Origin of the sequence: Fibrobacter sp. UWB15, assembly GCF_900177705.1 — a bacterium.
Lineage (GTDB): Bacteria > Fibrobacterota > Fibrobacteria > Fibrobacterales > Fibrobacteraceae > Fibrobacter.
Genome location: NZ_FXBA01000001.1, coordinates 223,178 through 241,665, shown reverse-complemented (window position 1 = coordinate 241,665; position 18,488 = coordinate 223,178). Strand labels below are relative to the sequence as shown.

General features: G+C 50.7%; 13 protein-coding genes. 3 read left to right on the top strand and 10 right to left on the bottom strand.

From position 1 onward, the window contains the following. Window positions 1-63 precede the first annotated feature (63 nt). Window positions 64-690 carry a hypothetical protein gene (locus B9Y58_RS01045; RefSeq protein WP_073053522.1) on the bottom strand — a complete coding sequence of 209 codons (627 nt, stop codon included), beginning with the start codon at window positions 688-690 and terminating at the stop codon, window positions 64-66. A gap of 209 nt (window positions 691-899) precedes the next feature. On the opposite strand from B9Y58_RS01045, the gene B9Y58_RS01040 reads away from it, so the two are divergent. Then, on the top strand, window positions 900-1,715 hold the full coding sequence (locus B9Y58_RS01040; RefSeq protein WP_073053520.1) for a hypothetical protein: 816 nt from the start codon (window positions 900-902) through the stop codon (window positions 1,713-1,715). Here the strand turns inward: B9Y58_RS01040 and B9Y58_RS01035 are convergent. From B9Y58_RS01035 to B9Y58_RS01015, 5 genes are all read right to left on the bottom strand, one after another. Beyond that, window positions 1,654-3,975, bottom strand: coding sequence for an NADP-dependent malic enzyme (locus B9Y58_RS01035; RefSeq protein WP_073053519.1), 2,322 nt, complete (start codon window positions 3,973-3,975; stop codon window positions 1,654-1,656). The genes B9Y58_RS01040 and B9Y58_RS01035 overlap by 62 nt on opposite strands. A 213-nt stretch (window positions 3,976-4,188) precedes the next feature. Then, entirely contained in the window at window positions 4,189-5,052 is an 864-nt protein-coding gene (gene nadC, locus B9Y58_RS01030) for a carboxylating nicotinate-nucleotide diphosphorylase (RefSeq protein WP_073053517.1), read from the bottom strand. Continuing rightward, complete coding sequence (locus tag B9Y58_RS01025; RefSeq protein WP_073053515.1) at window positions 5,052-6,503, bottom strand: sugar transferase; 1,452 nt, start codon at window positions 6,501-6,503, stop codon at window positions 5,052-5,054. Before B9Y58_RS01025 ends, nadC begins: the two co-directional genes overlap by 1 nt. Before the next feature lie 55 nt (window positions 6,504-6,558). After that, window positions 6,559-7,848: a homoserine dehydrogenase gene (locus B9Y58_RS01020; RefSeq protein ID WP_073053513.1), complete on the bottom strand. Its 1,290-nt coding sequence runs from the start codon at window positions 7,846-7,848 to the stop codon at window positions 6,559-6,561. A 49-nt stretch (window positions 7,849-7,897) separates the two neighbouring features. Next, window positions 7,898-9,739: an InlB B-repeat-containing protein gene (locus B9Y58_RS01015; RefSeq protein ID WP_073053512.1), complete on the bottom strand. Its 1,842-nt coding sequence runs from the start codon at window positions 9,737-9,739 to the stop codon at window positions 7,898-7,900. Between the two features lie 89 nt (window positions 9,740-9,828). Here B9Y58_RS01015 and B9Y58_RS01010 point away from each other — a divergent pair, with 89 nt between their 5' ends. After that, complete coding sequence (locus B9Y58_RS01010; RefSeq protein WP_073053510.1) at window positions 9,829-11,001, top strand: sugar transferase; 1,173 nt, start codon at window positions 9,829-9,831, stop codon at window positions 10,999-11,001. Between the two features lie 109 nt (window positions 11,002-11,110). On the opposite strand, the gene B9Y58_RS01005 is transcribed toward B9Y58_RS01010, so the two are convergent. Together B9Y58_RS01005 and B9Y58_RS01000 are read right to left on the bottom strand one after the other, a co-directional pair. Continuing rightward, window positions 11,111-11,626 (bottom strand): OmpH/Skp family outer membrane protein, encoded by a 516-nt coding sequence (locus B9Y58_RS01005; RefSeq protein ID WP_073053508.1) that lies wholly within the window; start codon window positions 11,624-11,626, stop codon window positions 11,111-11,113. A gap of 9 nt (window positions 11,627-11,635) precedes the next feature. Further along, window positions 11,636-14,386 (bottom strand): BamA/OMP85 family outer membrane protein, encoded by a 2,751-nt coding sequence (locus tag B9Y58_RS01000; protein ID WP_233247793.1) that lies wholly within the window; start codon window positions 14,384-14,386, stop codon window positions 11,636-11,638. Window positions 14,387-14,554: 168 nt separating this feature from the next. Here B9Y58_RS01000 and B9Y58_RS00995 point away from each other — a divergent pair, with 168 nt between their 5' ends. After that, window positions 14,555-16,348, top strand: coding sequence for an ATP-dependent nuclease (locus B9Y58_RS00995; RefSeq protein ID WP_073053505.1), 1,794 nt, complete (start codon window positions 14,555-14,557; stop codon window positions 16,346-16,348). A gap of 158 nt (window positions 16,349-16,506) precedes the next feature. Here the strand turns inward: B9Y58_RS00995 and trpS are convergent, their stop codons facing one another. Beyond that, entirely contained in the window at window positions 16,507-17,508 is a 1,002-nt protein-coding gene (gene trpS / locus B9Y58_RS00990; protein WP_073053503.1) for a tryptophan--tRNA ligase, read from the bottom strand. 12 nt (window positions 17,509-17,520) lie between these two features. After that, a complete protein-coding gene (locus B9Y58_RS00985; RefSeq protein WP_073053501.1) occupies window positions 17,521-18,462 on the bottom strand; it encodes a UDP-glucuronic acid decarboxylase family protein in 942 nt (313 codons plus the stop codon). Window positions 18,463-18,488: the final 26 nt, after the last annotated feature.

Sequence of the window (18,488 nt, the reverse complement as noted above, 5' to 3'; positions counted from 1 at the left end):
GGGTGTCCCACACGGGCACTTCTTTTTTGTATCAACTTATCGCTATCAATCGTTCCATTTTGATTATTTATTTTTTTCCAATATTTCTTCCTTCAGCAGTTTTCTATAATCGTCAAATTTGGGCGTTGTTGCCGAGTAGTGGGGCAAATAGAAGACTTTGTAACCTTCTTTTCCAAGTGTCTGATTTAAAAATTTTTCCGTATCACGACCAAGAGCTATCAAGCACGGCTTTTCCACCCCACAAAGAAGCCCAATCTCCCTTTTGAGCGTATCAACATGATTTTTTAGTAAAGCTCTATTTTTCTTGTATTTATTCACCCATTCCTTAGCCGTCTCCGACTTGTCATTTTTGATTAAATCTGTAATATAAGACCCTTCTGCAACACTTCCTAAGATTGCATAGCGAAGCTTATGATCCCTACCGTACTCGTAGCTACTATGAAAATTTGACCAACAAACATTCTGTCCATGGCCCGTTTTACCATCATGAAATGAAGATCCATTAAAAGCAACAAATACAAATTTCGTTTTTACCTTCTTTATCAAGTTTTTTTCGTCATCAGCCCATTTCATGGAGCCAACATTTTCTCTTGATTTTGGATTTTCGCTAGCTTTATCCCAAAGAGCCCAACTAGCAAGAGATCCAAATTCCTTTTTCAGACTTTGGTATTGATTCTTTGTTACACCCATAACATAACCTCATTATTGATTTGGTTACCCTGCACATTCATACATTTCAAATATATACCGTAATTTACAAAGCAAACAGAAAAAAATGTCTTTCTTGCTTTTTATATCAAAAAAAATCCCCCATGCGAGCACCTCTTTTTTCTATCCCCGCTCCTTTTCCCCGAATTATTTATTATTTTCCTTATGAAGGTTAAAAAGGAGAAAAGAAAATGAAGTTCACCACATTTCTATTTGCGGGCGCGTTTTGCGCAGGCGCCTTAACCGCAAGCCTACATGCGGCGGAATGCAGCTACGAGCCCCCCGTCAGGGAATCTGGAAGCACCGGAGCTTATTTTGAATACCCAGCAGTATCTCTCTATCTATTCGAGGGCAGCTACCTAGACCTCTCCAAGATGGATCAGCGCGAGCCCACTGTAAAGAACGTTTCCGGCACCGACACGGTATGGATGTACAGATCCGAGCTGGACTCCACCATGATCGTAATCGCCTCCGAGAAGGTGGTCAAGGTGGCGCGCGTCGCCTATTCCGACAACCAAGACGACTTCGTTGATTCGCTCTTCAGCGTGCATCACGACGCCGTATTCAAAGACGAGTTCGCACGGTTGCAAAAGGCGGGCGTTTTCAAGGGAACAGCCGAACAAGCGGACTCACTTGTGAACCATGTTTTTGAACTCTGCGGTAGATACTATTGGAAAGAAGGGGGCTACTCCGGCTGCGAATTCAATCCGCCAGAATTAAGACGGAGAAACGGCGGTAAAGATATCGACAAGGCTGATGTACCGCTAGCAAGCTCGGCTGTGGCCGGAATACACGCCTTCCTCCTCGACACACTGAACTTCTGCCCAGATTACAGGTTCGCTACCGTTCCAACCAGTTTAAAACAAACTAAAACTTTGCTAACGGCTAAACAAAAAGCCTCATCCGGTTCTCCGAACAAGGCTTTCAAAGTCAACGGGCAGCGCACTACCACATCTTGTCGTACTTTTTGCGGCTCTTTTCTTCGTCCTTCTTTTCCTGAACGATAGCGTCAATCACGGCAGCCACCGTCAGGTTGAAGATATCGTGCACCGAGGCGTCGGTGTCGGTAAAGTGGACCGGCTTGTTCAAGCCCATCTGCACAGGACCGATGGATTCGCCCACACCCATTTCGAGGAGCATCTTGCAAGTGGTATTTGCTGAAGAGAGGCACGGGAAGATCAGCGTATTGACCGTCTGGCCCTTGATCTTGTTGAAGGGGTACTTGGTGTCGCGCAGGTCCTTGTCGAGCGCCACGTTCACCTGCATTTCGCCGTCGATCATGTAATCCGGGAACTGTTCGTGAATCATGCGCACGGCTTCGCGGGCGGTGTTAGACGTTCCACGCGGAGCGCCCTTATCGCTACCGAAGTTTGCGTAGCTGAGCATCGCCATCACCGGTTCGTGAGCGAAGAAGCGCACGGCGTCGTGAGTAAGCTTCACGATATCCACGAGGGTTTCTGCATCGGGGTCGCGGTTCACCAGCGTATCGGCCAAGAAGAACGTTCCCTTGCGGGTGCTCAAAATATGCATAGCGCCGAAGTGCTTGTATTCTTCGCGGATACCGATGATTTCCTTGGCAAGTTCAATCGTTTCGCTGTACTTGGAATAGCCACCAGAAATCAGGGCGTCGGCATCGCCGACCTTCACCATCATCATGCCGAAGTGGTTCGGTTCAAACATGTCGTCGCGGGCTTCGTCGAGCGTCACGCCGTTACGGCCGTTTTCTTCGGCGTAGATTTCGGCGTACTTGCGGCGGCGTTCAAATTCTTCCGGAGAACGCGGGTTCACAATCTTGATGCCCGTGAGGTCCAGCTGCTCGCGCTGGGCAATAATCTGGATACGTTCGGGGTTGCCAAGCAGAATCGGGTGTGCAACGCCTTCAACCTTCGCCTGCACGGCGGCCTTGAGCATGTTGAGGTTGCTTTCGGCAAACACAACGCGCTTGGGGTTGCTGCGGGCGGTATCGCTAAACTGACGGATGAGCTTGTTGTCGTAACCCATCATGTCACGCAGACGGTCATAATAAGCGTCCCAATCGGTAATCGGCTTGCGGGCCACGCCACTTTCGATAGCGGCCTTCGCCACGGCGATAGAAACGTCGGTCAACAGGCGCGGATCCAAGGGCTTCGGAATCAAGTATTCCTTACCGAAGGTAAAGCGCTGGGCGTTGTAGGCGATGTTCACCACATCCGGAACCGGCTTATGTGCAAGGGCTGCAATAGCGCGCACGGCAGCGTGCTTCATGTGTTCGTTGATGCAGGTAGCGCGAACGTCGAGGGCCCCGCGGAAAATGTAGGGGAAACCGATCACGTTGTTCACCTGATTAGGATAGTCGCTGCGACCCGTCGCAAAAATCAGGTCGCCACGGCTTGCCATGGCTTCTTCGTAGCTGATTTCAGGGTTCGGGTTGGCGAGAGCGAAAACGATCGGCTGGTCGGCCATGCTGCGGACCATTTCGCGAGTAAGGATGTTACCCTTGGAGAGTCCCACGAACACGTCGGCACCCTTCATGGCATCTTCGAGCGTTTCGATATCGGTGCGGTCGGTCGCAAAGAAAGCCTTCGCTTCGGTTAAGCCCTTGCGGTCCTTGCGGATGACGCCCTTACTGTCGCACATCACCAGGTTCTCTTTCTTGAGACCGAGCGACAAGTAGAGTCGCGTGCAGGCGCAGGCGGCTGCACCCGCACCGTTCACCACCATCTTCACGTTGCGAATGCTCTTGCCTGCGACTTCAATAGCGTTCAAAAGGCCTGCAGAAGAAATAATAGCCGTACCATGCTGGTCGTCGTGCATCACGGGAATATCGAGTTCGGCCTTCAGGGTGTCTTCGATTTCGAAGCATTCCGGAGCCTTGATGTCTTCGAGGTTGATACCGCCGAACGTCGGGGCAATCCCCTTCACGATTTCGATAAACTTCTTCGGGTCCTTTTCGTTGATTTCGATGTCGAACACATCGATACCGGCATAAATCTTGAAGAGGAGAGCCTTGCCTTCCATCACCGGCTTACCGGCGAGCGCACCAATATCGCCGAGGCCAAGCACAGCCGTACCGTTACTGATCACGGCAACCAAGTTACCCTTGCCCGTATATTCGTAAGCGAGGTTGTTATCCTTTTCAATTTCCAAGCAAGGAACAGCTACACCCGGAGTGTACGCAAGACCCAGGTCGGTCTGCGTGCTATGCGGCTTGGTCGGCACGATTTCAATCTTGCCGGGCTTGCCCATGGAATGGTATTCGAGAGCTTTTTCCTTTAAGTCCTTGCTCATTCTTTTCTCCTTTTGGCAAATCTTACGTGGATTGCTTCGTCGCCTTCGACTCCTCGCAATGACGTTTGAACACCAATAACAAATTTCAGCGCGTAAGATAGAAAAAACAAAGGGCATTGTAAAGATTTCAATACCCTTATAAGAAAGATGTATTTTTCAGCCGTCTAAAAGGAGTCTAGACGCCCCTTTTGGGCCATTGGCGCGAATGGTCTGTTATATTCTCATGGAAATATCAAGGGCCTTTACACTATGTGTAAGAGCACCCACCGAGATATAATCAAGGCCGAGTGTCGCGATTTCCTTCGCGCGTTCAAGCGTCATGTTGCCGGAGCCTTCCACCAGGCACTTGTCGCCGCTTTCCTTGATAATCTTGAGTGCTTCCGCCATCATCTCGTTACTCATGTTGTCAAGCATGATGACGTCGACTCCCTTGTTCAGGAGCGCTCGCAGCTGGTCGAAGTTTTCGACTTCCATTTCCACCATCAGGCCCTGCTTGTTGTTCTTCTTCACGACCTCGAGCGCCTGGAGCACGCCACCTGCTGCAGCGATGTGATTGTCCTTCACCAGCACCATGTCAAAGAGACCCATGCGGTGGTTGGAACCGCCACCCACGCGAACGGCATACTTCTGCAAAGTGCGGAAACCGGGAACCGTCTTGCGCGTATCGAGAACCTTGGTCTTCCCCGCCTTCAAGGCTTCCTGGAAGGTATGCGCAACGGTTGCCACGCCGGAAAGTTGCTGAATAAAATTCAAAAGCGTGCGTTCGCCCGTCAGGAGTTCGTGCGTCGTGCCGTCCATTTCGGCAATCAAATCACCCTTTTTCACGACATCGCCGTCTTTCTTGTGGAGCGTTACCTTCACGTTCGCCTTGAGTTCCTGGAACACGAGCTCAATCACCGGGAGACCCGCGAGCACGCCATCTTCTTTTGCAATCAGGCGGGCATGCTGCTTCTGGTCGGCAGGAATCGTCCATTCACTGGTCACGTCACCCGTGCGCACGTCTTCAGCAAGCGCCAAGCGAATCATGGTCAAAGCGTCTTCGGTAGGAAAAATCGGGGTGGAATTGTCGCCGTACATTACTGCGCTCCCTTACCGGTTAGAACAACATAAACTGTACGCACCAAAATCTGGAAGTCAAGAAGCAGACTCATGTTTTCGAAGTAATACATGTCGTACTGCAACTTGATTTTCACGTCTTCAGTGCTGGTATCGTAATGGTGACACACCTGAGCCCAACCGGTCAGCCCCGGTTTCATTTTCAGGCGGCTAATATAGAACGGAATTTCTTCACGAAGTTTGGCAATAAACACGGCGCGCTCCGGGCGCGGGCCCACCATGCTCATGTCGCCCTTAAGCACACACAAAATCTGCGGAAGTTCATCAATACGGGTCTTGCGCAAGAACTTGCCCACTTTGGTAATGCGGGGGTCGTCCTTGGTGGCCCACTGGGCGCCAAACTTTTCAGCATCAGTACGCATGGTACGGAACTTGTAGACCGTAAAGGGCTTGCCGTACAGGCCAATGCGTTCCTGCGAATAGAACACCGGACCACGATCTTCAAGCTTGATCGCAATGGCGGCAAGCACACACACCGGGAACGAAATAATTCCGAGGAAGGCGCCAAACAGAATATCAATCACACGCTTCACGCGCACCTGCCACAAAGGCATGGTAAACGCAAACAGTTCCTGCAGTTCAAAGCCATAAACCAAGTTCGCCTTGAACTGTCCATGCACCACACTGTAGAGTTCTGGCACCAGGTAAATGTGAACCGGCTGGTCGCACACCCACACAAGCACGCGCATGATTTCTTGCGGCGAAGAACTTTCGTGAGCGATAATAATGCCCGTCACCTTGTACTTCTTAATGAGCGAAGCAAGGTCTGCATACTTACCGAGCACCGGAACATTCGCGAACTCGTGTTCCATCACCTGGAATCGTTCATCGACAAAACCCACAACACGCTGTCCGCGTTCAGGAGTTTTTGCAAGCGCTTCGGCAATTTTCTTGCCGGCTTCGGTTGCCCCCAACACCAGAATGTTATTCGCACCAAAGCCAAGGCTCAAGAGCCTGCGAAGGCAGCGGTAAATGAGCATTCTAAAGAGAATCACCAGGAACAGTGCAAAGCCGCCATAAATGAAAATCCACGGGAAACGGGAGCCGTACAGGTAACCCTGGTTGAGCGGTTCGTTCACCATGATCTTACCGATAAATTCCGCACCGAACAGCATGGCGATAATAATCACGATGCCAATCAGCACCGCACGCAGCACACGCAATGTTTGGTGCGTTCTCGACATAAGCAACCAGGAGCGGTAAAGGCCCGCACAAGTGAACAGCACAAGCCAGCCCACATTGAGCACGAGGCCCATGTGCCAATATTCGGCAAAAGTCTTGCTAGGATCGAACTTATCGGCAATCCAGCCACTGTGGAACTGCACCCAGAAGGCGAGTACAAAACAAATCGACAACGCCACGAAGTCCGAAAGGACAACGAGAATGCGTTCCAATGTAGCGGCGCGAATCATAACAGCCCTAAATTACCAAATTGCAAAGTTTCAGGTTTTTCGTTTTGCGCCGTTTTTAGGCGAGGAAACGAATTACCTGGCTCTTTTCCACGATTTCGGGCAGGGCGTCAATGGCGTCCACAGCCTTCGAGGTCTTGCAATCTAAAGTCTTTTCGGTGATCACCACGATAGAAACCTTACCCGGATCCTTCACGTTCTTCTGGATAATGGTTTCAATGGAAATGTTATTTTCGGCCAGAATGCTGGTAATCTTGGCGAGCACACCGCAAGCGTCACGAGAGGTGAAGCGCAGGTAGTAGCGGGCCGAAGTTTCCGAAATAGGAACGAGCGTTGCAGAGTTGTCGACGTTGAACCAGCCCATCGGGAGTGCCTTACGCTTACCCTGGTCCACGGAGCGGGCCAGGGAAACGAGGTCGGCTACCACGGCAGAGGCGGTCGGCAAGCGGCCTGCACCAGCGCCAGTCTGAACCGTTTCGCCCAGGTTGTCGCACTTGAGGTACACGGCATTGATGACACCGTTCACGTTAGAGAGCAAGTTTTCGTTAGAAACGAAGCACGGATGCACGCGGGCGTCCACGCGGTCACCATCGCGGTGGTAAATGCCAAGGAGCTTCACGCAGCAGCCAAGTTCCTTGGCAAAAGCGATATCCTGGGCGGTAATTTTTGAAATACCCGTCACGTGAATCTTTTCGAAGTCCACGCGGTGGCCGCTGCAGAGGCTTGCGAGCAGGGCCGTCTTGTGGGCGGAGTCGATACCTTCGATATCGAAGGTCGGGTCCGCTTCGGCAAAACCGAGCTTCTGGGCATCCTTCAGCACCACGTCAAAGTCCAGACCTTCGTCGGCCATGCGGCTCAAGATGTAGTTACAGGTACCGTTAATGATGCAGCTCAGGTGTTCCACCGTAGAGCCGAGCAGGCCTTCCTGCAGGCTACGGATAATAGGAATGCCACCGCCAACCGCGGCTTCGAACAGCACATGCAGGCCGTTCTTGGCAGCAAGCGGGAAAATTTCATGACCGTACTTGGCGAGGAGAGCCTTGTTGGCAGTCACCACGTGCTTGCCGCTTTCGAGGGCAGCGAGAATCCACTTGCGCGGCATGTTGTAGCCGCCGGCAAGTTCCACAAGCACATCGATATCATTACCGGCAATCATTTCGTCGGCGTTGGTAGACACCTTGTAGCCCTTTGCCTTGTACGGGGCAACTTCTTCTTCGGACTTGGCACAGATGCATGCCAGTTCAAGTTCGACACCGAGCTTTTCCTTGTATTCGGCAATCTTCTGTTCCAGAATCTGGATAACACCGCCACCGACGGTTCCAGTACCAATAAGACCAATACGCAACATAAGGCGTCTCCATTTTAAATTTTTACGCGCACAAATATAGAATTTTGTGCTAGTTTCCCACAGTCACCTTGCGGGTTCCGTAACCGATTCGAAGCACATAATGGCCCGAAACAGGCACCGCGATGCTGAAATTCGCACTATTTGCGGTTCCACGGAGCACTACATTGCCCTGCATGTCGAACAATACATACCTGTCGCCCGCACGGGCTCCCGCCACCTGCAAGGTGCGATTTACAACGCTCACACTAAACTGCGGCAACGGCATTCGCTCAAAGGGCGTAGTCTGTTCGCTACTCGAGCTCGGTGTTTCAGAGGAACTTGACGCATCAGAAGAACTAGAAACCGGGGGTGTAGTCCACTTGGCATAAAAGATCTGTGTACCAGTCGCTTTGGGGCTCACCGAAGTGACAGCATTCCCCAAAAATTGCCTGTTATCATACCAACCCGCAAAATAGAAACCTTCGCGAGTCACGAATTGTGCATCAGGAAGCGCTGTCTCCACTCCTTCTTCATAATACTTCAGCTCATGACCTTTTTCGATTTTGCCGCCTTCATCTAAAACGAAAAATACATAGTGTTTCGTGTTACTCCAATCAAAATGCGGGAGCACCTGCGTGCCAGCAGGGTCTTCGGCCCATACGAGACCATCGGCGCCATTTTCCACATAAGAACCGTTACGGTAAGTTTCAATCCAGCCTCGTAAATAACCAGCAATAACTCCACCCATTAAACGTTCTTCGGTAACACCTAGAACATCTTCTATTACCTTGTTAGTTGTATCCGACACATTAGCAACAAGAATATCCTCTTGCTCCACAAAAAAACAATTTTCAAATCTGATATCGCCGTCACCATATCCATACCCGAGAATAGTTCCTGCTTTTAGTGAAGAATCTGGATCGTAGGAAACATGTCCAGCATTATACGCATTAGCAATAACAACGCCACCACCAATAAGGTCTGCGGCTTCTCCATAACCAACAAGCCCACCAACACTCGAGCCACCTTCTACGGCCCCCTTGTTGTAGACATTTTTGAAAAGAGCGTATTCGAAAGAAGTCGCTTTGCCTAATAAGCCTCCAACATACATCTGTCCGACAACTTTTCCGGCATTATAGCTTTGGTCAATTTCGAGATTGCCTCTACTCGCCCAACCAACAAATCCACCAACAGAACTCTTACCGGAAACATCCCCTGAATTATAGGATCTTATTATATAGACATCGTCTTCATATTTACTCCCAATGAATCCCCCCACACTGTGCAATCCATTTACCATAGACAGATTGTAACTGTTCGATATATACAGCGATCCCTTATGCCATGTTGCGCTTCCAATAAAGCCTCCTACGCCAGATTCACCCTCAACCAAGCCTGCGGCATAGGAATTCGTTATTTCCATTTGGTTTTCCGAATAATCGTTTACAAAGCCAACAAAGGCGCCCACATTTTCTTTTCCCGCAAAATAAAAGTCTTCAAGACCGAGGTTTAATATTTGAAAGCCTGACGCATTTTCAAATAAGCCCGCACTTTTGTCACCGTTGCCATTAAAATACAATCCATATATAACATGGTTGTTCCCATCAAACTTTCCCGAAAAATCCTTCATCGGAGCCCACGGGACAAAATCCTTTTGCGAATTCAATTCGCCTTCGGAATTTAACACCGATTCATTCACCACGATATCCTGAGTCAGCTTTCCGCACACGTTCCCTTGAGGATCACCTTCACCTGAACCATTCACAATGTCTGCAAATCCATAAAGTTCGGCGGCATCTGAAATTTGATAACAACCATCCGACAAAGTTGGCATTTTTGAAGTAATAGTCGCCGCATTTGCAGACAAGGCTGTAAACAGAACTCCCGTAAAAATTGAAATCGTGAATTTCATAAAATCTCCTCTTTAATTCTGATTAGAAAGATACAATAATTGAAAGTTCAACTTTGCCTAAGCAGTTACAAGTAACTATATTTAGCGCCATGGAACAGGAATCCGTCAATCCGGCAATCGGCTCAATTCTCGACGAACAAAAGCTCAAGAACATTGTCTACCCGGCAAAGCTCTTTAGAACGCGTTTGAACGAAGAATTTATGCGTGCGAACCGCACCCGCAAGCCGTTCCTGTATATCAAGATGTATTCGCACCAGTACGACTTCTTCGGTTGGGGCAGCCCTAACAAGACGGTCGAAAACACCTGGCGAATCAGCATTTTGACCATGTTTTCGCACCTGCGCTTTATCGACGTGCTAGGCTACCTTTCTGACGGTAGCGGTCTCGGCATCATCTTGCTGAATTCCGACCTCTCGGTGCTGGAATCGATCCGCAAGGAGATTCTGCACAAGCTGAACGACGCAGGCCTTATCCAGACGCTTCGCATCAACCCGAAGCGCCCGATTTTTGAAGCCTACCTCTACACAGGCTACCAGGAAAAGGACAACCTGGAACTGGCAGACAAAATCAAGGACTTCAACAGCGCAAACGGCCGATTCTTCTCGCTTAGCCGCCTGAACCTCGACCACATCTGGGAGCACCCGCACACCATTCGCTACCGCCACATGGTCAAGCGCATTGTCGACGTGACCTGCACCAGCATCGCGATTGTACTTTGTTCCCCGCTACTGCTTTTCTGTGCCGCCGCAGTCAAGATCAGCGACCCGAAGGGTCCTATCATCTTCAAGCAGACCCGCGTAGGCAAGAACGGCAAGCTATTCACCATGTACAAGTTCCGCAGCATGTACGTGGACGCCGAAGAACGCAAAAAGGAACTCATGGCCCAGAACGAAACGGGCGGCAAGACGTTCAAGATGAAGAACGACCCGCGTATCTATCCGTTCGGTCATGTGCTCCGCAAGTTCAGCCTCGATGAACTCCCGCAGTTTTTCAATATCATCAAGGGCGACATGTCCATTGTGGGGCCGCGTCCGCCGATTCCGTCCGAAGTGGCGGAATACGAACCGTGGCACCGCATGCGTCTGTCCGTGACACCGGGACTCACCTGCATCTGGCAAGTCAGCGGCCGCAGCAACATCAGCTTCGAAGGCCAGATGCGCCTCGACAACGACTACATCAAGCGCAACGGCAAGCTCAGCGACGACGTCTCGCTTATCCTCAAGACCTTCAAGGTTGTATTCAAGGGCGAAGGTGCGTACTAGTCAGTGTGTAGTGAGGAATGTGAAATGTGAGATGAACATTCCTGAAAATAATTCACAAAAGAAAGCCTCGCTCATCGCGAGGTTTTAAATTTTTCGGACTTTTCGGAAATTATCTGTTGTTCAGGTAGTCAAGCACTTTCTGCGTCAGGTCGTTCTCTTTTTTCCAGAACACCACGGCGCCGGTTGCACGGTCGACCACCATGTCGTAGCCTTCTTGCAGGGCAATTTCGTTAATGGCCTTACGGATCAGCTGAATGATCGGGCCACTCACCTTTTCATTTTCAGAAATCAGTTCACCCTTACGGCCGTACACGCGATCGATAAAGGTCTTGAGTTCCATATCTTTCTTGTTGTATTCGGCTTCGAGCTCGCGCTTCTTTTCGTCGCTGAGCATCAACACCTGCTTGTCAAGCTTTTCCTTGATGGCGGCAAGTTCCTTCTGCAACAAGTTACCCTGCTGTTCCCACTTTGCCACTTGACGGTCATATTCTTCCTGGGCCTTCTTGGTGCCCTTATAGCCGTCAAAGATCAGCTTGGAATCCACATGCGCAATGCGCAGTCCGTCTTCAGCAAACGAGACGGTCGCAAACGCGAGAACCAAAACAATCAGCAGACGCTTAAGCATAGAGCCTCCTTAGAAACCTTGGCCAATAACAAAGTTGAACTGCATGTCGCCCACTTCGGTACGTTGCAAGCCACTATAGGTTTCACCCACGTCTAACGGCCAAGCAAAGTCGAATCCAATAATACCGAGCATCGGCACGATTACGCGGAAACCAAAGCCAATGTCTTTCTTGAGGCTTGTCGGGTCCCATTCGCTGAGCGGATTCCTGCTCGGCTTCGGAACCTTGGTACGCGGGTTATAGCGTTCACCGAATACGTTACCGGCATCAAAGAAGAACGGCAACAGATAGAAGGTCTGCGGCACGAGACCGAGCTGGAGTTCAGCACCGGTGTACTGGTAGCTGCGGCCCAGGCGACGGTAACCGATAGAGCCCGAGCTGTAACCACGCATCATGCCTTCGTAGCCCATCACGCCACCCATGGTGTAAAGCGTGCGGTACTGCAACTGATCGCCCACAATCACACCGTACTGGTTGGTAAGAGCGATAGCCAAGCGGTCGCGGAACAAGGGGAACCACCACTTAATGGTAAGCTCCGTCTTCACGAAGTTAAAATCACTGAACAGCACGTCGTCTGCCCACTGGATATCGAGCACGTAGCGAGAACCTTCCGTCGGGAACTGCGGCAAGTTCTTGTCGTCACGCAACAGGCGGAAGTTCAAGGCCGATTCCACACCGGTGTAAACCACGTAGCTGTCATCAATGTTCGGGCCCTGCTTGTTCATAAGCCAACTGTAACCGATCTGACCGTAGAAGTAGTCATCGGGCCACTTGAGACGCTTACCCAAGTAAACCGATCCACCGTAACGGGTAATGTCGGGGTCATCGTACTTGGACATGTTCCACCAAGAATAGCTGAGGCTTGCACCCAAGGTAATCGGCTTATCCATGAACCAAGGTTCCTGGAAGCTGATGGCAGCGCTCTTCTTGTCTTCACCATATTCCACACTGAACGATGCAGCCTGGCCGTCACCCATACAGCAGTTCGGGATAGACACGCTTGCCGTACCCACGATACCGTCACTTTCGCTATAAGAAACGCCCAAGCTGAACTGGCCGGTACCGGCTTCCTTTTCTTGCACGGTAAAGTCAAGGTCCACTTCCTGTTCGCCCACCACCTTGATGTCGGGGACAACCATATCGAAGTAATTGAGCTGCATGATTTCACGGAAGCTACGTTCCAACAGGGATTGACGGTAAGTATCGCCCGGATACAGACGGACTTCGCGCCGAATCACCTTTTCGTTGGTCTTGGTATTGCCGTGAATGTGAACCTTATGAATCTGGGCAGGCAGACCTTCGGTCATCTTGTAAGACAGGTTCACCACAGAATCGTTTTCAAACGTGCGGGTTTCTTCGTACTGAGCGAACAAGTAACCGTCTTCGCGGTAAGCATCCAGGAGAGCCTTGCGAGAGGCTTCGTACTTATATTGGTCAAAGACTTCGCCACTATCCAAGCGGTAAGCATAAGCAAGCATCTTGTCGTTCAGGACTTCATTGCCCGAGAAGTGCAGCGAGCCCATATAGTACCTGCGGCCTTCGTTCATGTGAATATGAATCAAGATGGCGCTGGAGGTCTTGATATTGTCGTACTTGTTGAGGGCCGGGAACATGTCTTCGATCATGTAGCGGACCATGAGCTTTTCTTCGTAGGTAGAGCGTTTCTTAATTTTGCGAAGTTCGTTGATTTTCGGGTTATTCCACTTGCGACCGTCGACGATTTCCAGGAATTCCTTACGGGACGACTCGTAACGGATAATGTCGTTCAACATCTTCCAGGCATCTTCTTCGGTTTTGACCAAGACCTTAGGTCTAGTCACCCAAGGCATTTCACCCACTTCGCGGTGCTTACGGAAGAAGTGCGTCACCTGCATCGTGGGCTTACCCGCCATCTTGTAAAGCGGCGTTGCGGAATCCCCCAAAGCGAGGTTCATTTGCTTGTACAGGACTTCCAGGTTTTCACCCATCGGCACCATGCGCCCCATATAGAACAGGCAGGTGGAGTCCGGCAGGTATTCGGCGCTGTATTCCGTCAATTCGGCATCCAGGTAGCCAAAATGGCGAATAGCATTCAACACCGTGTCACGGTCGGCTTCAAAGATGTTTTCCTTGAATTCACCGCCACCCCACCATTGGTCCAGTTTCGTGACCATATGCTCCATGATGTCTTCGGCAGGCACATGGTCGTTTCCTTGAATATCAAACTGACGTACTTTGACCTTTTCACCTTCGCGGACAATGAAGGTCACCAAATTCTTGTTTTCGTCCACCGGAGTTTCGCGGTAACCCACTTCGGCAAGCAGGTAACCTTCGGCGTGATAATAATCCAAAATAGCCTGACGGTCGCGTTCCAGTTGGCTCTTGCTGTAAACCTGGCCAGGAATCAAGCGTACCTTCAACTTCAAATCTTCTTCGGGTTCTTCGTCGCAACCTTCGAACACGGCAGTATCCAAAGCCGGAAGTTCCTTAATCTTGAAAATGAGGTCGACATCGGTGCCATCGTCCACGTAGTCAATCCAGGCGGTCACATCGTCAAAGAGACCCGACTTGTAAAGGGACGTCACCGAGGACTGCACCTTTTCAGTCAGGGCTGTCGGAGAATAGCTTTGACCATCGCGAATACCGATACGGCTAAGGACAGCGCGGTCGTCCATGTGGACGGTTCCTTCGACCTTGACCTTATGGATCTTATTTTCGACCATATAGCTTTCGGACATTTCGGACATGTCCAAAAGCTGGGCCTGAGCAAGCCCTACAAACACAGAAAATAGAAACAGCCAGCGAAAGCGCAGAATAAACCTACCTATAAACAAAATTCGGGACAAAAATACAAAAGTTACACGCGCTAGACCTGCGCAAAACTTGTCAAAAAGTAAAAAAAACGGCTTTTTTAGTGTTCACACCCCACACTTTTTATATACATTCAGGGTATGACACAACAAGCACTGAGATTATCCGAGATTACTATTTCGAATCTGCGTTCTATTCAGAGGCAGACGTTTCCGCTCAGTAGCTTTACCGCGCTTATCGGCTACAATAATGCCGGCAAAACGAACATTTTAATGGGCATTCGCTGGCTTTTGTCCAAATTTTCGTTGGACATCTCGTACTTCGATGACCCCAACCGCCCCGTAGAAGTCATCGGCGTTTTCGACGGCATTACAGAGCAAGTGCTCAACCGCCTTGGCGAAGAATATGCCGCCGAAGTGCGACCTTTTTTACAAAATACGCCGCAAGGCCCCGGCCGCCTGCGCGTCAAAAAAGTGCAGCGCATCCCTAACGAAAATCCGGAAAGCCTCGAACTTTTCGTATTCGTGCCAAGTAATCACCGCAAGGGAGACAAGCGCGAATGGATTCGTCCCAATGAAGCGTTCAAGTTTGCCTATCACCGTATGTTCCCCGAATCGATCGCCATTTGGGATTTCGAAGGAAACCAAGCATTCACCAAGCTTCTGCACGAAATTTTCAAGCCGCTCGAACGCCGTTTCGGCAACGAAATCAATACGCTTTTGAACAAATTCAGCGACCTGCTTTCGCCCGAAAGCGAAAACCGCGCCGCAGAAATCAAGATCTTTGACCGGGAAGTCAACGAAAAGCTTTCGCCGCTGTTTCCAAGCGTCAAAGTGGAATTCGACATTCCCATGCCGACCCTCGAAACGTTCCTCAAGAGTGCAAGCCTCAAGGTCATCGACGAAGACGACGGCTTTGAACGCGACATCAGCCGCATGGGCGAAGGCAGCAAGCGAGCCATCCAGATGGCTCTGGTGCGTTACCTGGCCGATGTAAAAAAGCACCATCACAACCATTACCTTAGCCGCACGCTGCTGCTTATCGATTCGCCGGAACTTTACCTGCACCCGCAGGCCGTAGAACTCGTGCGCGTGGCCCTCAAGAACCTTTCGAACGAAGGCTACCAGGTGGTATTCGCCACCCACAGCGCTCAAATGGTCACCAGCGAAGATGTCAGCACCTCGCTACTCATCCGCAAGAACAAGGAGCGCGGCACCTACATGCGCAAGCGAATGGAAGACGCCGTACACCAGGTGGTGCAAGACGCCCCCAGCCAGCTGCAAATGCTGTTCAGCCTCAGTAACAGCAACGAGCTCCTGTTTGCCGACTATGTACTTTTGACCGAAGGCAAAACCGAATGGCGCGTACTCCCCGCACTTTTCGAGCGCATTACCGGGCAGTCGTTCGCCCTCATTAAGTGCGCGCTGGTTCGCCAGGGCGGCGTGAGCAACACCCGCAAGAGCATGCAAGTGCTCGACGCCATGGACATGCCCGTGCGCGCAATCGTAGATTTGGACTATGCATTCACCACCGCAACCCGCGACGGATTCCTGGAGCCAAACGATCCCGACATCAAGTATTGCCGCGACCTGTTCCGCGAACTCGCCTTCCACAATCATTTACGTCTGGTAAACGGGCTCCCCGTGAACAAGCACAGCAACATCAGCGCCTCTACCGCCTACGCCATGATGGCCGAAATGGAAGAAGCGCAGCAACCCATCCGCAGCATTCACGCCAAGCTCCGCAACCAAGGCATTTGGGTGTGGACGCGCGGCGCCATCGAAGAACACTTGGGTCTCGAAGCCAAGAACGAACAGACCTGGAGCAAGTTCATCGAGCGCAGCAAATCGCCGAACTTTATAAAAACACTCCCCGACTACGCAAGTATCGAGGAGCTGTGTAATTGGATTATTGAAGGCAGCCACGGGAATTAATTAGACAAAAGACCCTCGGACAACCGAGGGTCTTCTCATATACAATTCACATTTTATAATTCGTTTAGAAGCGAGCAAGACCAGGAACAAGAACCGAAGCTGTATAAATAATACTGCGAGAGTTCTTGTGACGCCGTATTGCGAAGCTTATAGACGAATTAGTACGTGCCTAACAAGGCACGGACTTTCTCCATCATCGCCTTAGATTTAACGCGGGCCTTCTCCTTACCGTAGGCGAGAATCTTGTCGATTTCTTCGGTATGGGAGAGCAAGTAGAAGTACTTTTCGCGGGCAGCACCCAAGTGTTCTTCGAGCACATTCTGGAGTTCCTGCTTGGCATGTCCCCAGCCCATGCCACCGGCACGGTAGCGGGCAGCGAGCGCCTCGGTCTGTTCCGGTGTTGCAAAGAGCTTGTACAGTTTGAACACGTTGCAAGTGTCCGGATCCTTGGGTTCTTCGATCCCCTGGGAGTTCGTCACGATCTTGCCGATTTTCTTTTTGAGAGCCTTGCTTTCAAGGAAGATGTCGATCACGTTGTCGTAGGACTTGCTCATCTTGCGGCCATCGAGGCCCGGGATGATACCCGTGGTTTCCTGGAACACGGGTTCCGGAATGGTGAATACGTCTTCGCCAAAATGCTTGTTGAACTTAATGGCGATATCGCGAGCGAATTCCACGTGCTGCTTCTGGTCCTTGCCCACGGGCACGATGTCTGCGCTGAACATCAAAATGTCAGCATCCATGAGGCACGGGTAGCAATAAAGACCCATGTTCACGTTGGCATCCGGATCTTCACCAGCGGCGTTGTTCGCCTCAACCTTCGCCTTGTAGGCGTGGGCACGGTTCATGAAGCCCTTCGGCGTAAAGCAGCTCAAAGCCCAGCTGAGTTCGAAAATTTCAGGAATGTCGCTCTGCTTGTAGAACAGGCCCTCTTCGGGGTTCAAGCCGAGTGCAAGCCAGGTTGCCGCAATCTTGTAGATGTTGGCACGCATTTCGGCGCCGTTCTGCACGGTCGTCAAAGCATGATAGTCGGCAATGAAGTAAACCGTATCGTAGGTCTTCGAAAGTTCAAGTGCCGGGCGAATAGCACCCAAGTAGTTACCCAAGTGAGGAGTACCGGTGGGCTTAATACCCGTGAGAGAAATTTTTTTTGTGGCCATAGATTTGAAGGGTTAAGGATTAGAATCTTTTAACAGTTTGTCGAAATACACAATCGTCTTTTCAAGGCCTTGGCGCAAGGGGATCGTCGGTTCCCAGCCGAGGGCGGACTTTGCAAGGTCGATGTTCGGGCGGCGCATTTTCGGGTCGTCACCGGGCAGCGGCTTATACACAATTTTACTCTTGGAACCCGTAAGATCAAGCACTTCCTTCGCGAGTTCAAGCATCGTGAATTCGCCGGGGTTTCCGATGTTGACCGGTCCAATAATCTTGTCCTGGTTCATCATGCGGATAAAGCCTTCGATCAAGTCGTCTACATAGCAGAAGCTACGGGTCTGGCTACCGTCACCGTAAATGGTGATGTCTTCGCCCTTGAGCGCCTGCACAATAAAGTTACTGACGACGCGACCATCGTTCATGAGCATGCGCGGACCGTAGGTGTTAAAAATTCGCACGATGCGGATGTCCACATTGTTCTGGCGGTGGTAATCCATGAACAAGGTCTCGGCGACTCGCTTGCCTTCATCATAGCAGCTGCGAATGCCGATTGGATTCACGTTTCCCCAATAGTCTTCGGTCTGCGGGTGAACAGCGGGATCGCCGTAAACTTCGCTGGTACTTGCCTGCAAGATGCGTGCTTTTACGCGCTTTGCCATACCGAGCATGTTGATGGCACCCATCACGCTAGTCTTGATGGTCTTTACCGGATTGAACTGGTAATGGATGGGGCTTGCGGGGCATGCCAAGTTAAATATGCGGTCCACTTCCAACAGAATCGGTTCTGTCACGTCGTGGCGGATCAGTTCGAAGCGATGATTGTCGCGCAGGTGGTCTACATTCACCAAGCGACCTGTAAAGTAGTTGTCAAGGCAAATGACTTCGTGACCGTCATTCAAGAGACGTTCGCACAAGTGACTTCCTAAAAACCCTGCTCCGCCAGTAACTAGACAACGCATATTAAGCTCCAATTATATGAGCATAA

Coding starts and splice junctions, on each gene's coding strand:
- B9Y58_RS01045 (WP_073053522.1), bottom strand. CDS start 690: ATGGGTGTAACAAAGAATCAATACCAAAGTCTGAAAAAGGAATTTGGA.
- B9Y58_RS01040 (WP_073053520.1), top strand. CDS start 900: ATGAAGTTCACCACATTTCTATTTGCGGGCGCGTTTTGCGCAGGCGCC.
- B9Y58_RS01035 (WP_073053519.1), bottom strand. CDS start 3,975: ATGAGCAAGGACTTAAAGGAAAAAGCTCTCGAATACCATTCCATGGGC.
- nadC (WP_073053517.1), bottom strand. CDS start 5,052: ATGTACGGCGACAATTCCACCCCGATTTTTCCTACCGAAGACGCTTTG.
- B9Y58_RS01025 (WP_073053515.1), bottom strand. CDS start 6,503: ATGATTCGCGCCGCTACATTGGAACGCATTCTCGTTGTCCTTTCGGAC.
- B9Y58_RS01020 (WP_073053513.1), bottom strand. CDS start 7,848: ATGTTGCGTATTGGTCTTATTGGTACTGGAACCGTCGGTGGCGGTGTT.
- B9Y58_RS01015 (WP_073053512.1), bottom strand. CDS start 9,739: ATGAAATTCACGATTTCAATTTTTACGGGAGTTCTGTTTACAGCCTTG.
- B9Y58_RS01010 (WP_073053510.1), top strand. CDS start 9,829: ATGGAACAGGAATCCGTCAATCCGGCAATCGGCTCAATTCTCGACGAA.
- B9Y58_RS01005 (WP_073053508.1), bottom strand. CDS start 11,626: ATGCTTAAGCGTCTGCTGATTGTTTTGGTTCTCGCGTTTGCGACCGTC.
- B9Y58_RS00995 (WP_073053505.1), top strand. CDS start 14,555: ATGACACAACAAGCACTGAGATTATCCGAGATTACTATTTCGAATCTG.
- trpS (WP_073053503.1), bottom strand. CDS start 17,508: ATGGCCACAAAAAAAATTTCTCTCACGGGTATTAAGCCCACCGGTACT.
- B9Y58_RS00985 (WP_073053501.1), bottom strand. CDS start 18,462: ATGCGTTGTCTAGTTACTGGCGGAGCAGGGTTTTTAGGAAGTCACTTG.